The organism is Sinorhizobium sp. RAC02 (genome assembly GCF_001713395.1).
Classification (GTDB): Bacteria; Pseudomonadota; Alphaproteobacteria; order Rhizobiales; family Rhizobiaceae; genus Shinella.
This window is the reverse complement of record NZ_CP016450.1, coordinates 3,242,308-3,256,997: the sequence shown is the minus strand read 5'-3', so window position 1 is coordinate 3,256,997 and position 14,690 is coordinate 3,242,308. Positions and strand designations below refer to the sequence as shown.

The 14,690-nt window shown below is 63.2% G+C and carries 14 protein-coding genes; 11 read left to right on the top strand and 3 right to left on the bottom strand.

Annotated features, from left to right (window positions below):
- Positions 1-14 precede the first annotated feature (14 nt).
- Complete coding sequence (locus BSY16_RS15710) at positions 15-608, bottom strand: nitroreductase family protein (RefSeq protein ID WP_069060531.1); 594 nt, start codon at positions 606-608, stop codon at positions 15-17.
- Positions 609-768: 160 nt separating this feature from the next.
- Here BSY16_RS15710 and gabD point away from each other — a divergent pair, with 160 nt between their 5' ends.
- Positions 769-2,220, top strand: a complete 1,452-nt coding sequence (gene gabD / locus BSY16_RS15705; protein WP_069060530.1) for an NADP-dependent succinate-semialdehyde dehydrogenase — start codon at positions 769-771, stop codon at positions 2,218-2,220.
- A 64-nt stretch (positions 2,221-2,284) separates the two neighbouring features.
- A complete protein-coding gene (locus tag BSY16_RS15700; RefSeq protein WP_069060529.1) occupies positions 2,285-3,085 on the top strand; it encodes an HpcH/HpaI aldolase family protein in 801 nt (266 codons plus the stop codon).
- Here BSY16_RS15700 and BSY16_RS15695 read toward each other — a convergent pair.
- Both BSY16_RS15695 and BSY16_RS15690 read right to left on the bottom strand, forming a co-directional pair.
- A complete protein-coding gene (locus BSY16_RS15695; protein WP_069061572.1) occupies positions 3,079-4,170 on the bottom strand; it encodes a mannitol dehydrogenase family protein in 1,092 nt (363 codons plus the stop codon). The genes BSY16_RS15700 and BSY16_RS15695 overlap by 7 nt on opposite strands.
- A gap of 10 nt (positions 4,171-4,180) precedes the next feature.
- Positions 4,181-5,059 carry a GntR family transcriptional regulator gene (locus tag BSY16_RS15690; RefSeq protein WP_069060528.1) on the bottom strand — a complete coding sequence of 293 codons (879 nt, stop codon included), beginning with the start codon at positions 5,057-5,059 and terminating at the stop codon, positions 4,181-4,183.
- Positions 5,060-5,252: 193 nt separating this feature from the next.
- Between BSY16_RS15690 and BSY16_RS15685 the strand changes: the two genes are divergently transcribed.
- The 9 genes from BSY16_RS15685 to BSY16_RS15640 all read left to right on the top strand — a co-directional run bounded on the left by BSY16_RS15685 (position 5,253) and on the right by BSY16_RS15640 (position 14,689).
- The gene (locus BSY16_RS15685) at positions 5,253-6,272 is read left to right on the top strand and encodes an aldo/keto reductase (RefSeq protein WP_069060527.1); all 1,020 of its coding nucleotides are present in this window, start codon (positions 5,253-5,255) and stop codon (positions 6,270-6,272) included.
- Positions 6,273-6,298: 26 nt separating this feature from the next.
- Complete coding sequence (locus BSY16_RS15680; RefSeq protein WP_069061571.1) at positions 6,299-6,745, top strand: RbsD/FucU family protein; 447 nt, start codon at positions 6,299-6,301, stop codon at positions 6,743-6,745.
- Between the two features lie 268 nt (positions 6,746-7,013).
- Positions 7,014-8,000: an ABC transporter substrate-binding protein gene (locus tag BSY16_RS15675; RefSeq protein ID WP_069060526.1), complete on the top strand. Its 987-nt coding sequence runs from the start codon at positions 7,014-7,016 to the stop codon at positions 7,998-8,000.
- 73 nt (positions 8,001-8,073) lie between these two features.
- Entirely contained in the window at positions 8,074-9,627 is a 1,554-nt protein-coding gene (locus BSY16_RS15670; protein WP_069060525.1) for a sugar ABC transporter ATP-binding protein, read from the top strand.
- Between the two features lie 89 nt (positions 9,628-9,716).
- Positions 9,717-10,691, top strand: coding sequence for an ABC transporter permease (locus BSY16_RS15665; protein ID WP_069060524.1), 975 nt, complete (start codon positions 9,717-9,719; stop codon positions 10,689-10,691).
- Between the two features lies 1 nt (position 10,692).
- A complete protein-coding gene (locus BSY16_RS15660; protein ID WP_069060523.1) occupies positions 10,693-11,709 on the top strand; it encodes a zinc-binding alcohol dehydrogenase family protein in 1,017 nt (338 codons plus the stop codon).
- Between the two features lie 180 nt (positions 11,710-11,889).
- Complete coding sequence (gene phaZ / locus BSY16_RS15655; RefSeq protein ID WP_069060522.1) at positions 11,890-13,179, top strand: polyhydroxyalkanoate depolymerase; 1,290 nt, start codon at positions 11,890-11,892, stop codon at positions 13,177-13,179.
- 128 nt (positions 13,180-13,307) lie between these two features.
- Positions 13,308-13,745: a DUF2852 domain-containing protein gene (locus BSY16_RS15650; RefSeq protein ID WP_069060521.1), complete on the top strand. Its 438-nt coding sequence runs from the start codon at positions 13,308-13,310 to the stop codon at positions 13,743-13,745.
- Positions 13,746-13,927: 182 nt separating this feature from the next.
- Entirely contained in the window at positions 13,928-14,689 is a 762-nt protein-coding gene (locus tag BSY16_RS15640) for a M48 family metallopeptidase (protein ID WP_069060519.1), read from the top strand.
- The last annotated feature ends 1 nt before the right edge of the window (position 14,690 follow it).

The following is a 14,690-nucleotide window of genomic DNA, read 5'->3' as shown; positions in this document are numbered from 1 at the left end:
TTTCAGTTCGAGGGTCAGGCGGTGAATGTCCCTTCGGAGATGAACTCCGCCACCGGCTTGCGCGTGCTCGGCACCTCGCGTTTCATAAGATCCTCCGGCAGCGTCTCCTTCGGCGCGATCTTGCCGATTGCCAGTCCCGCCTCTACGCGAAACCCCTCCGGAACGCCGAGAACCTGCATGGCCTTTTCCCGGTCGATGCCGCCCATGCCGTGCGCGTGGTAGCCGGCGCGCGTCGCCTCAAGGGCGAGATAGGCCCAGGCGGCGCCCGTATCGAAGGCATGGGTATAGGCGGGACGCATCTCGCCGTCGGCATTCTTCCGGTGGGTCTGCGAGATGATCACGGCGAGCACGGAGGCTTTGTCCGCCCAGCGGCGGTTACCCTCGTCCAGCGTGTTGTAGATCGTCTCGAAGGCCTCGGTGCCGCGATGGCCGTAGACGAAGCGCCACGGCTGGCCGTTGGCGGCCGACGGCGCCCAGCGGGCTGCCTCGAAGAGCGAGAGCAGCGTCGCCTGCGGCATCGCTTCGCCGGTAAAGGCGCGGGGCGACCAGCGGTCGAGGAAGAGGGGGGCAATCGTGTGGTCCGCGATGCGGCCGGTGGGATGGGTCATAACAAGCCTCGAATGTCAGAAATTGCGCCCCGACCTTAGCCCCGCCACCGGCTGCCGCAAGCGGTAAAATCGCATGTCTGTCGCATTGTCGAAGGGGGTGCGAAGGCAATATAACCCTTGCGACACATGAGAAACGGCATCGCGAAATGGGAGATATCCGATGAGCCTGAAAGACCCGAGCCTGCTGCGCCAGGCAGCCCTTGTCGGCACACGCTGGATCGACGCGGATTCGAGCGGCATTGCCGTGAAGAACCCTGCGACGGGTGAGCTGGTCGGCTATGTTCCGAAGCTCGGCGCCAAGGAGACCAAGGAAGCGATCGATGCGGCAGCAAGGGCCCAGAAGGGCTGGGCCGCCCGCACCGCCAAGGAGCGCTCGGGCGTGCTGCGCAAGTGGTTCCAGTTGATGATCGACAACAAGGACGATCTCGGCCGCATCCTGACCATGGAGCAGGGCAAGCCGCTCGCCGAAGCCACCGGCGAAATCGTCTATGGCGCAAGCTTCGTCGAATGGTTTGCGGAGGAGGCACGCCGTCTCTATGGCGATATCATTCCCGGCCACCAGAAGGACAAGCGCCTTCTGGTGATGAAGCAGCCGATCGGCGTCGTCGCGGCCATCACGCCGTGGAACTTCCCCAATGCCATGATCACCCGCAAGGCCGGCCCGGCCTTTGCCGCCGGTTGCGCCATGGTGCTGAAACCCGCTTCGCAGACGCCGTTCTCGGCGATCGCGATCGCCATCCTCGCCGAACGCGCCGGCCTGCCCGCCGGACTGTTTTCCGTCATCACGGGCTCTGCCCGCGAGATCGGCGCGGAAATGACCGCCAACCCGACCGTGCGCAAGCTTACCTTCACCGGCTCGACGGAGATCGGCGCCGAGCTCTACAAGCAATGCGCCCCGACCATCAAGAAGCTCGGCCTCGAACTCGGCGGCAACGCGCCCTTCATCGTCTTCGACGACGCCGATCTCGATGCGGCGGTTGAAGGCGCGCTGATCGCCAAATTCCGCAACAACGGCCAGACCTGCGTCTGCGCCAACCGGCTCTATGTGCAGGATGGGGTCTATGACGCCTTCTCCGAAAAGCTCGCAGCCGCCGTCGGCAAGCTAAAGACCGGCAATGGCTTCGATGAGGGCGTGATTCTCGGCCCGCTGATCGATACGTCAGCGCTGGAGAAGGTTGAAGAGCACGTTTCCGATGCGGTCAAGAAGGGTGGCCGGGTCTTGCAGGGCGGCAAGCGCCACGCGCTCGGCGGCACCTTCTACGAGGCGACTGTCATTGCCGACGTGACGCCGGACATGGCGGTTGCGCGGGAAGAAACCTTCGGCCCCGTCGCGCCGCTCTTCCGCTTCAAGGACGAGGATGACGTCATCGCCCAGGCGAACGACACGGAGTTCGGCCTTGCCTCCTATTTCTACGCCAAGGAACTGTCGCGGGTGTTCCGCGTCGCCGAGGCCCTGGAATATGGTATGGTCGGCGTCAATACCGGCCTGATCTCGACGGCGGAAGCCCCGTTCGGCGGCGTAAAACTCTCCGGTCTCGGCCGCGAGGGCTCGCGCTACGGCATCGAGGAATTCACCGAGATCAAATATGTCTGCCTAGGCGGCATCGCCTGAGACATTTCGAGAGCAAGGTCCGGCCGGCACCGCCCGGCCGGTTTCTGTTTTGAGAGGAAAAATCGTGTCAGCACCCAAAAACGCCTTCAAGGCCGCGCTTCGCGACGGTCGGTTCCAGCTCGGGCTCTGGGCAGCCCTCGGCAGCGCCTATGCCGTGGAAATCCTCTCGACGAGCGGCTACGACTGGCTGTTGATCGATGGCGAACATGGCCCGAACGACATGCCCTTGATGAGTGCGCAGGTCGGCGCGCTGCGTCATTCGGCTACCCATGCCATGGTTCGCCCGCCGATGGGCGAGGCCTGGATCCTGAAGCAGCTGCTCGATCAGGGCGCCCAGACCTTCCTCATTCCCATGGTCGAATCGGCTGCGCAGGCGGAAGCCCTGGTCCGCGCCGTCCGCTACCCGCCGCATGGCATCCGCGGTGTCGGCGCCGGTCTTGGCCGGGCGAGCGATTTCAACCGCACACCAGATTACATAACGACCGCCAATGACCAGATCTGTCTGATCGTGCAGGTCGAAAACAAGGCGGGCCTTGCGGCGGTCGACGAAATCGCGGCGGTCGAGGGTGTGGATGGCATCTTCATCGGCCCATCGGATCTCGCGGCGGATATGGGCCACCTTGGCAATCCGGGCGCACCGGAGGTCCTGGCGGCGATCACCCATATCTTCGCGCGCACCAAGGCGCACGGCAAGGCACGCGGCATCATGACCGTCTCGCTGCCGCAGGCCGAGGTCTACCGCGATCTCGGTGCGGACTTCATGGCGATCGGAACCGACGTGAACTGCCTCGTTTCGGCGGTTGACGGCCTTCGCCGCCGCTTCCTTGGTGAAGATGTGTCGGACAAGCGCGGCGGCGGTTACTGAACGCCAGCGATTTCCAGCAGCACCGGCTTCGGGACATCAGGCGTCCAGGCGTGAAAGTCGACGAGGCGGCGGACGAGCTTTTCCGCGTGGTGGTTGGCAATGTCGCGCATGCGGTGATCGAGAAACGGATTGTCGAAGCGCTCCACCGTTGCGGCGACATAGGCCTCGGCTTCGCCGCGCAAACCCTTCGCAGCGAAGCCGGGGATGACCTCGGCGTTGTAGAGGGAAAGCAGCCGCTGCCGGATATCGACATCACGCAGCATCGCCTGCACGGTCTCGTCCGCCGGCCGGTTTTCCTTCAGCCAGAAATCGGCCAGCACGGTGTGGCCGAGATTGAGGATGTGCAGTTTCAGTTTTTCATAGGGCGTCAGGTCGTCGACGATGTGGATGGCGGGGTGTCGGCATGGCCCGGTCAGGCCGAGCTGGTTTTCGATTGCCCACAGCGCATAGGGTTCCGCCACCGCGCCCGCCGGCTCGATCGGCTCGGAGACGATCCGGTCGACCAAGGTGTTTGCCCAGACCACGGCGGTCTGCAGCCAGTCGCGGAATTCAGACTCCGGGTAACGGTCGGCCTGGAGGTCGAGGATCAGGCGCTTCAGCACGTCGCCATTTCTGGATACGAGTTCGCAGGGCAGTACGGTCAGCTTGCGTGAATTCGCCCGAAAACGCTCATGGAGCAGCGCCAGAAGCTTGCCCGGAAATGAGGCCGGAACCGGTCTCGCAAGATCGTTCTCGCCCACGTCGTAGCCGGTATCGCCGGTGTTCGACAGCACGACATCGGCTTCCTCGCAAAAAACCCGCCGGACCTCATCCCAATCGCTTGCCGTCGAAAGCGCGCGTGTGACGCTGGTCACCCGCTGTTCGCGCTCGATGTCATGGCCGTCCTGTCGACCGCGCACGATGACGGGATAGCCACCCGGTGCCGCCAGCGCGGCGAGGCGTCTGGCGCGCTCGGGCGAACCGGTCGTCTGGATGACGGTGATGGGGCCGAGCGCCTCGCCCTTTTCCAAGGCCTCGCTGACGAAGAGATCCGCATGCGCCTGAAGGAAACGGCTGGTTCCGAATTGTACGATAGGCGTCGGCATGGCGGTCATCTCAGTTGATGGATTGCAGCAGTGTTTCGCGCGCCGATTTGAGATGCTGCCGGCAGGCGAGCTCGATCTCGATTGCATCGCGCGAGCGCAGGGCGGCGATATAGGCGAGATGTTCCTCAAGTGCCCGGGCATTGCGCTGGCGCGCATTCGTCTTGTTCCACTGGTAGTGGTAGTGGAAGACGATGGCGATCACATCGTAGAAATCGACGATGAAACGGTTCTTCGAGGCGCGGTGCACCAGGAGGTGAAAACGCTCGTCGAGTTCGGAGAAATCCAGGTAACGATCGTCGATATCGGCGAGGATCGCGTGATGCACGGCCTCGATCGCGTCGAGTTCCTGCCAGGCCGGATGATCCTCCGGCAGGCGCGCGAAGGCGGCGGCTGAGCGCAGTTCGAACATTTCGCGCACTTCCGTCAGCTCCAACGCGAATTCACGGGTAAACCCCTTCAGCACCCAATGGCTGTTCGGCCGCTTTTCGATGAGCCCGAAGCGGCTGAAGCGGATGAGGAATTCGCGCACGCTGGTCGTGCCGATGCCGATCTCGCGGGCCAGCTCCAGCTCGTTGATCTGCATGCCGGGCTCGGCGCCGCCGGCGAGAATCCGGCGCATGAAACTGCGCTCGATGATTTCGGAAAGCGAATCCGTCTCCTCGGTGGGAAAATAATCGGCGGCGACGGGTTTTCTCAGCACGATCTTGCGCCGCTTTTCCCAGGTCAGCAGGCCGACGTCTTCCAGCCGGGTCAGGATCGCCCGCACGGTCGTGCGGCTGACGCCGAGCGTGGCGCCGAGTTCCGGCTCGGACGGCAGGCTCGCCGTCTGCTCCAGAAGCTTGACACAGCGATTGAAGGCGTCCTTGAAGACATTGTTCTGTTTGGCCATGGGTGCCGCCGGTTCCTGAGGTGTCGCGTCCCTTGATGGCTGACCGGGCAAATGGCCAGACGCCCGGTGCGTAACGCGCCGTTCGCTGTCATCCTCCCGCTTCCTCCTTCCTGCATATTACCCATTGACGACAATCTGTCTATTGTCGATAAAAGACAAAACGCCGATGAGAGGACATCGGCGGGGAGGCCGCATGAAGACGAGGACCATCGGGAGGACGGCTCTTGCCGTCACCGAATTCAGTTTCGGCACGGCATCGCTTGGCGGGCTGTACCGCGCCTGCCCGCGCGACACCGCGATGGCCACCCTGAATGCCGCCTGGGACGAGGGGCTTCGTTATTTCGATACCGCGCCCTGGTACGGCTTTGGGCTCGCCGAGCGTTACACCGGCGACTTTCTGCGCGAGAAGCCGAAGGGTAGCTATGTGCTGTCCACAAAGGTCGGCCGTGTCATGGTGCCGGTGCCGGACGACAAGGTGCCGAACTATGGTTTTGTCGATCCACTGCCCTTCGATGTGCTCTACGATTACAGCTATGACGGCATCATGCGGTCCGTCGAATTCAGCTACGCACGGCTGGGGCTCAACCGGATCGATATTCTCTATGTGCACGATATCGGCGTCTACACACATGGTGCCGAGCGCAACGCCGTCTATATCAGGCAGTTGCTCGATTCCGGTCTCAAGGCGCTTGCCGAATTGAAATCCACGGGCGTCATCAGCGCGTTCGGGCTTGGTGTGAACGAAGTTCCCGTCTGCCTTGATGTCATGCGCCACGCCGATCTCGACGCCATCCTGCTCGCCGGCCGTTACACGTTGCTCGATCGTTCGGCGGTGGACGCGCTTTTGCCGCTCTGCGTGGAAAAGGGCACATCGCTGGTGGTCGGCGGCGTCTTCAATTCCGGCATCCTTGCGACAGGCCCGGGCGCGGGCGCGCATTTCGACTATATGCCGGCGACGCCGGATATCCTGGCCAAGGTTGGTGCGATGGTGGGGATTGCAGAGGGTAGGGGTCTGCCGCTTGCCGCGCCCGCTCTGCATTTCCCGTTGCAGCACCCGGCCGTGGCGTCCGTCCTGCTCGGCACGGCGAAGCCTGAAAGCCTGCACCGCAACATGGCGCTCGCGCGCATGGACGTTCCGCAGGATATTTACCCGGCTTTCGAGCCATACACGCTGGTGGCGCCCGAACTGGGAGAAGAGGCCGTCCGGCAGTAATGTCGATCTGGGAGGATCGCAAAACCATGTTGAAAGGCATTCATCCGCTGCTCGGGCCGGACCTGCTGCACGCGATCAGGACCATGGGCCATGGCGACGATATCGTCATAGCCGACGCGAATTTCCCGTCGAGTTTTTTAGGCCCCAAGGTGATCCGGGCGGACGGCGTCGATGCGGTGTCGATCACCGAAGCGGTGCTGGCGCATATGCCGCTCGATACGTTCGTGCCGCAGGCTGCCTGGCGCATGGAGGTTGTTGGCGATCCGACGGCGGTTCCCGAGATCTGCGTGACGTTTCAGGATGTGGTGCGCGAACTGGCCGGCGATTTTACCGTTCATGCGGTCGAGCGTTTTGCCTTCTATGAGATGGCGAAGAAGGCGGCCTATATTGTCGCGACGACGGAATTCCGGCTTTATGGCAACATCATTCTGAAGAAGGGTGTCGTGCACCCGCATGAGGTCTTCCGGGTCTAGGGTAACTCCAGCAAACGTGCGCAGCGGTTTTGCGTCCGGAGTTGCGTAAATGATCCAAATACCCGGCAGCCACCGTTTGGGAGGACGGAGGGTAGTGGACTGGAACGCTTGGAAATGCAGCCTTTTTAGAGACAATTGCTTGCTTGCCAAGGATGGCAGGCGGGTATAGCTTGCCCCATAAATGTTTTTTATCGATAAAAGATCGAGTTGTTCGCTTCCTGCGGCCCGATCCAAAGAGGAACAGGAAGCATCTGAGAGGAGAAATCTGATGAGCATTGTAAGATCGCTTCTGTCTCGCCGCGCCTTCACGGCGCTGGCGGGTGCCGCAGTCCTCGCCACCATGGCCCCTGCCGCGTCCTTCGCGCAGGACGTCACCATCCCGATCATCGTCAAGGACACCACGTCCTTCTACTGGCAGATCGTGCTGGCCGGCGCCCGCGCTGCCGGCAAGGATCTCGGTGTCAACGTGCCGGAACTCGGCGCGCAGTCGGAATCCGACATCAACGGCCAGATCACCATTCTTGAAAACGCCGTCGCGGGCGGCCCGGCCGCCGTCGTCATTTCGCCGACGGAATTCAAGGCGCTCGGTAAGCCGGTCGACGAGGCAGCCAAGTCCGTTCCGATCATCGGCATCGACTCGGGCGCGGATTCCAAGGCCTTCACCTCGTTCCTGACCACCGACAACGTGCAGGGCGGCCGCATCGCGGCTGATGGTCTTGCTGCCGCGATCAAGGCCGTATCCGGCAAGGAAGAGGGCGAAATCGCCATCATCACCAGCCTGCCGGGCGTCGGCTCGCTCGACCAGCGCCGCGAGGGTTTCCTCGATCAGGTCAAGACGAAATATCCGGGCCTGAAGGTCGTTGCGGATAAATATGCGGACGGCCAGGCCACCACCGGCCTCAACATGATGACCGACCTCATCACCGCCAACCCCAACCTCGTCGGCGTCTTCGCCTCCAACCTCATCATGGCGCAGGGCGTCGGCCAGGCGATCGCCGAAAATAAGCTGGGCGACAAGATCAAGGTCATCGGCTTCGATAGCGACGAAAAGACCGTCGGCTTCCTCAAGGAAGGCGTGCTTGCCGGCCTCGTCGTGCAGGACCCCTATCGCATGGGCTATGACGGCGTGAAGACGGCGCTCGCCGTCTCCAAGGGCGAAAAGGTGGAAACCTTCGTCGATACCGGTGCCAATCTCGTCACCAAGGAGAACATGGCCGATCCGAAGATCGACGCGCTGTTGAACCCGAAGATCTGACCGTTTGACCATCTCCCGCCCGGGCCGCATGATCCGGGCGGGACGCTTTCCACGCAGTCGGGAGGAGACAGCGATGAGCAGCCTTGAAGAGCTCAGCCATCGGCATGAAGACGAGGCGAAGCTCGCTGAATCCGAAACGGTGCCGCGTGGCGCGCCGATCCTTGAACTGCGCGGGCTTCAGAAGAAGTACGGCCTGGTCGAGGCGCTGAAACCGGCGACGGTGACTTTTCTTGCTGGCGAAATCCACGCCATCGTCGGCGAAAACGGCGCCGGCAAATCGACGCTGATCAAGCTCCTGACCGGGGTCATCCGCCGCACGGCCGGCGAGGTGTTCTGGTGCGGCAAGCCCGTGCAACTGGCGACCCCAACCGAGGCTATCTCCCGCGGCATCAATGCCGTGCATCAGGAAGTGGTGCTCTGCCCGCACCTTTCTGTGGCGGCCAATATGTTCCTTGGCGACGAGATGGATAGCTACGGGCTGATGCGCAAGGGCGCCATGGAGCGCGCGGCGCAGGCGGTGCTCGATGATCTCGGGTTCCAGCTGCCGGCCGCCGCACCCCTCCAGAATCTCACCATCGGCCAGCAGCAGTTGGTGGCGACCGCCAAGGCCGCCATGCGCGGCATCCGTTTCCTGATCTTTGATGAACCGACCGCCTATCTGACGCGCCAGGAATCGGCCCAGCTCTTCCGGCTCATTCGCCGGCTACGCGATCAGGGCGTCACCATCGTCTATATCAGCCATCGCATGGAGGAAGTGTTCGAGCTTGCCGACCGTGTCTCGGTCCTGCGCGACGGCACCCATGTCGGCACGCGCCTCATCGGCGAGACCAATGAGAACGAACTGATCGCGCTGATGATCAATCGCACGATCGAGCAGATCTACCACAAGGAAAAGGTGCCGATCGGCAATGTCATCGTCGAGACGAAGGGCCTGTCCGGCCCGGGTTTCGAGGATGTCTCGCTCACGGTGCGCGCGGGTGAGATCGTCGGCCTTTACGGCCTGATCGGTGCCGGCCGCAGCGAGTTCGCGCTCGGCCTCTATGGCCGCCAGCCGCTTTCTTCCGGTGAAATCTTCTGGGACGGCAGGAAGGTCGATATCCGCAACGAACGCACCGCGATGGAACTCGGCATCGCGCTGGCGCCGGAAAGCCGCCGCGACCAGGGCCTCTGCCTCAACCTGCCGATCGGCCTCAACATCAACCTGCCGGTCTTGAAGCGGCTGAGTTCCGGCCTGGTGATCCGCAAGGGCGACGAGGCGGCGAATGCCGACCGGCAGATCCGCGATCTTCGCATCAAGACCCCGTCGCGCCGCGTGCTGGCATCGGCCATGTCCGGCGGCAACCAGCAGAAGATCGTCATCGGCAAATGGCTGAGCCACGGCGCCCGGCTCTTCATCTTCGACGAGCCGACCGTCGGCGTCGATGTCGGCACCAAGGCGGAAATCTACCGCCTGTTCGGCGAGCTGTTGAAAAAAGGCGCCGGTATCATTCTCATCTCGTCCTACCTGCCGGAGGTCTACGAACTGTCCGACCGGCTGCATGTCTTTCGCGGCGGCCGGCTCGTCGCCAGCCACGACCATCGGGTGGCCTCGCACGAGGACGTCCTGACCCAGGCTATCGGCATCTAGAGCAATCCAGCAAACGTGCGCAGCGGTTTTGCGTGCCGCGAACTGCGTAAAAACACACTGAGCGTCGTGCGAAAAAAGGGAGAAGAAACATGAGCGTGGACACGACGACGGAAAGCGCACCGGCGCCGAAGAGAGGCACCAACATCCTGCTTGGCCTGACGCTGCTCGGGCTTCTGCTGTTCCTCTGGCTGCTGCTCGGCCTGTCGACCAATGCCTTCTGGACACCGGGCAATATCAGCAACCTTTTGCGCCAGGGCGCGATGACGGCGATCCTCGCGGTCGGCCAGACCTTCGTCATCATCACCGCCGGCATCGACCTGTCCGTCGGCGCGATCGTCGGCTTCACCAGCGTCATCGTCGCCTGGCTGCTTCAGGCCGGCGTGCCGCTCTGGGCGTCGATCATATTGACGCTGCTGATGGGTGTTGCGATCGGCGCCTTCCACGGGTTCGGCATCGTGCGCATGGGCCTGCCGTCCTTCATCATCACGCTCGCCACGCTCACCTCGCTTCGCGGCATCGGCCTCTTGATCACCAACGGCTCGACGATCTCGATCAACCATGAAGGCTTCACGAACTTCTCCCGCACCGATTTCCTCGGTGTGCCGAGCCTGTTCTGGATGGTCATCCTGGTGGCGATCCCGGCCTTCGTTTTCCTGCATCTCTCGCGCTTCGGCCGCTATCTCTTCGCCGTCGGCTCGAACAGCGAGGCGGCGCGGCTGTCCGGCGTCAATGTCAACCGCACGATCTACCTCGCCTATATCCTTTCGGCCACCTGCGCCGCCTTCGTCGGCCTGCTGCTCGCCTCGCGCATCGGCATCGGCAATGCCACGCAGGCGGAAGGTTGGGAGCTTCAGGCGATCGCCTCGTCGGTCATCGGCGGCACCAGCCTGTTCGGCGCGGTCGGCTCGGTGCACGGGCCGCTGCTCGGCGCCTTCATCCTGGCGACCATCAACAACGGCGCGAACCTCCTAAACGTCAATTCGTTCTGGCAGCGCATCATCACGGGCCTCCTGATCATCGTCATCGTCTATTTCGACCAGCTGCGCCGCCGCGGAAGCCGCTGAGATGAAAGCCATCGTCTGCATCGAACCCGGCCGGCTGGAGATGGTTGTCAGTGAAAACCCGGGCGCACCGCCGGAGGGCTGGGTGCGCGTCGCCGTCAGCCATGTCGGCATCTGCGGCACCGATTACCACATCTTCGAAGGCAAACACCCATTCCTCGACTATCCCCGGGTGATGGGCCACGAAGTCTCCGCCATCGTCACCGACCCCGGCCAGAGCGCACTTGCTGTCGGTGCTCCTGTCGTGGTGAACCCCTATATTTCCTGCGGTACCTGCATCGCCTGCCGGAAGGGCAAGCCCAACTGCTGCACCGCGATCCGCGTTCTTGGCGTGCATACGGATGGCGCGCTCTGTGAGGAAATCCTCGTCCCGGCCGATAATCTTTATCCGGCTGATGGCCTCTCCCTGGAGGCAGCCGCGACCGTGGAGTTTCTGGCGATCGGCGCCCATGCCGTGCGCCGCTCGCTGGCGCTCGCAGGATCCCGGGCGCTGGTGATCGGCGCCGGGCCGATCGGCCTGGGCACCGCACTGTTCTCCCGCATTGCCGGCCACGCCGTGACGCTGATGGACACATCCACCGAACGCCTCGCCATGGCCAGGGAGCGATTCGGTTTCGACGACGGCATCGTCGCGGGCTCGGCGGCGGCGCAGATGGTACTTGATGCCACCGGCGGCGATGGTTTCGATGTCGTCTTCGATGCCACCGGCTACGCAGCGTCGATGCAGGCGGCCTTCGCCTATGTCGCCCATGGCGGCGCGCTCGTGCTGGTCAGCGTGGTGAAGGACGAGATCCGCTTCTCCGATCCGGAGTTCCACAAGCGGGAAATGATGCTGGTCGGCAGCCGCAACGCGACGCGCGTCGATTTCGAGCATGTGATGGCGGCGATCCGCGCGGGGCAGATCCCGGTGGACAGGCTCGTCACCCATCGCACCACGCTGGAGCGCGTTCCCCTCGACCTTGCCCGCTGGGCGGCGGAAAAGGCCGGCCTCATCAAGGCGATCGTGCGCGTTGCCGCCTGAACGGGGCCGCAAACCCGGCGAAGGGCAGAATTCTGTTCATGCCCGCGAAAGGTTCGCGGGCTTAGGATGGACATGCGGCGTGTTGCCACGCAGCGAAAACATGTTAGTCTTTTCGCATCTGCGGAAACCGGTGGTGCAGCGGGCTTGGGCCTTGCACCGGGAAATGGGGTAACGCGTCCGATGTACTATCAGCTCTACGAACTCAACCATGCGATGATGGCACCCTGGCGTGTCGTCGCAGACCAGATGCGCATGGCGTTCCGCAACCCGCTCAATCCGCTGACGCATACCACGTTCGGCCGCACCATGGCCGCAGGCTTCGAAGTGCTCGAACGCACCACCCGCCGCTACGGCAAGCCGGAATTCGGCCTTCCCACCACGGTTGTCGATGGCCAGACCATTTCGGTTCACGAAAAGGTCGTCTGGAAACAGCCCTTCTGCAATCTCATCCATTTCGAGCGGTGTCTGCCGGCCGGCCACCGCAAGGACCCGAAGGTCCTCATCGTCGCGCCGATGTCCGGCCACTATGCGACGCTGCTGCGCGGCACGGTCGAAGCGCTGCTGCCGCATGCGGAAGTGCATATCACCGACTGGGTGGATGCGCGCATGGTGCCGCTTTCCGATGGTAGCTTCGATCTCGACGACTATATCGACTACGTCATCCAGATGCTGCATGCGCTGGGTCCGGATACCCATGTGATCGCCGTCTGCCAGCCGGCAGTGCCGGTGCTGGCCGCCGTTGCCGTCATGGAAGCCGACAATGACCCGCTGTCGCCGTCCAGCATGACGCTGATGGGCGGGCCGATCGACACGCGCATCAACCCGACCGCGGTCAACAAGCTCGCGGAAGAAAAGCCGATCGACTGGTTCCGCGACAATGTCATCATGCCGGTGCCGTGGCCGCAGCCGGGCGTCATGCGCATGGTCTATCCGGGCTTCCTGCAGCTCTCCGGCTTCATGTCGATGAACCTCGATCGCCACGTCGTCGCGCACAAGGAGTTCTTTGCGCATCTCGTGAAGAACGACGGTGACGCGGCCGAAAAGCACCGGGATTTCTACGATGAATATCTGGCGGTCATGGACCTGACGGCGGAGTTCTATCTGCAGACGGTCGAAACGGTCTTCATGAAGCATGCTTTGCCGAAGGGCGAGATGATGCATCGCGCCCGTCCCGTCGATACGACGGCGATCCGCAATGTGGCGCTCCTCACCGTCGAAGGCGAGAACGACGACATTTCCGGCGTCGGCCAGACCAAGGCGGCGCAGACCATCTGCACCAACATTCCGGACCATATGCGCATGCACTACATGCAACCGGATGTCGGCCATTACGGCGTCTTCAACGGCTCGCGCTTCCGCAAGGAGATCGCGCCGCGCATCGTGGCGTTCATGCACGAACATGCCCGCAGCGCGAAGGCGAAGCCCATGCCTCGTGTCATCAAGGGCGGCAAGGCGAGCGCTGCTTCCTGATTTTTCAGGCTGCTTTCAGGCACTTGTCCGAATTCATCGGGCATCGTCTTGAACGCGATGGGCGGTCTAACCACATCGGAATCAGTGGAAACCGAGGTGGTTTCCGCCGATCGTGAGGAAGATTGCACATGAACCAGTCAGCACTGATCCGTCCGGACTGGACGCCTGCGACCATCGCCCTGATGGTGCTTGGCTTCGTGGTGTTCTGGCCGCTCGGCCTCGCCATGCTCGCCTACATCATCTTCGGCGACCGCCTGAAATCCTTCAAGAAAGACGCCAACGACAATCTCGATGGCATGTTCGCCTCCTGCCGCAGCAAGTTCGGCCGTGGTCGCGGTCGTTCCGCCTTCCGCGCCGCCACCGGCAATGTCGCCTTCGACGACTGGCGTGACGCCGAGCTCGCCCGCCTCGACGAGGAGCGCCGCAAGCTCGACGAAATGCGCGAGGAGTTCGATGCCTATAGCCGCGAGCTGCGCCGCGCCAAGGACCAGGAGGAGTTCGACCGCTTCATGCGCGAACGCCGCGCCTCCGGCCATGGCGACGTCCCGGGCTTCCCGGCTACGTAGGCGTCGCCCCCTTCGTCATCCTCGGGCTTGACCCGAGGATCCACGCAGCGTCCGCGGCATGGATGGTCGGGTCAAGCCCGACCATGACAGAAGAGAGGGTGGTGAATTCCCGACCGGCGCCCAGGCGCCGGTTTTTTCGTCGGGGCGTTTCAGTCGGGGCCGAATCGGCTATGAAAGGCAGCATGTTTTCCTCGCTTCGCAAGCCGCGCAAGGCCCTGAAGACGCCGCCCCCGCCGGAAAGGCGTGAGGTCGACGTCAATGGTCGGCGCCTGCCGCTCACCATCCGGCGGGATTTTCGCGCAACGCGCCTGACGCTGCGCATCGAGCCCGGCGGGCGGGCGCTGCGCATGACGGTGCCGAGCGGCGTGCCGGAGCGCGATATCCGCGACTTCCTCGATCGTCATCAGGGCTGGCTGATGACCAAGCTGGCAAAGTTCCGCACGACGAACGAACTGGCGGACGGCGGCTATGTGATGATCCGCGGCGTCTCCCACCGGATCGAGGCGACGGGCCGGCTGCGCGGCCTGACGGAAGCCTTGATCATCGATGACGAGGCGGTGCTGCGCGTCGGCGGCATGGAAGAGAGCATTCCGCGCCGCATCAGCGATTTCCTGAAGAAGGAGGCGCGGCTGGAGCTGGACAGGCTCGTCGCCGTTCATGCCGGCCGCATCGGTAAGAAAGTGAAGTCGCTGACGTTGCGCGATACGCGCAGCCGCTGGGGCTCGTGTTCAGCCGATGGCGCCCTCAGCTTTTCCTGGCGCATCGCCATGGCGCCGCCCGGTGTTATCGATTATCTCGCGGCCCACGAAGTGGCGCATCTTCGCGAGATGAACCACAGTCCGGCTTTCTGGGCGTTATGCGAACAGCTCTGCCCGACGACGGAAGAGGCGAAACGCTGGCTGAAGCGCAATGGCAGCCTGCTGCATGCCCTGGATTTCGGCTGAT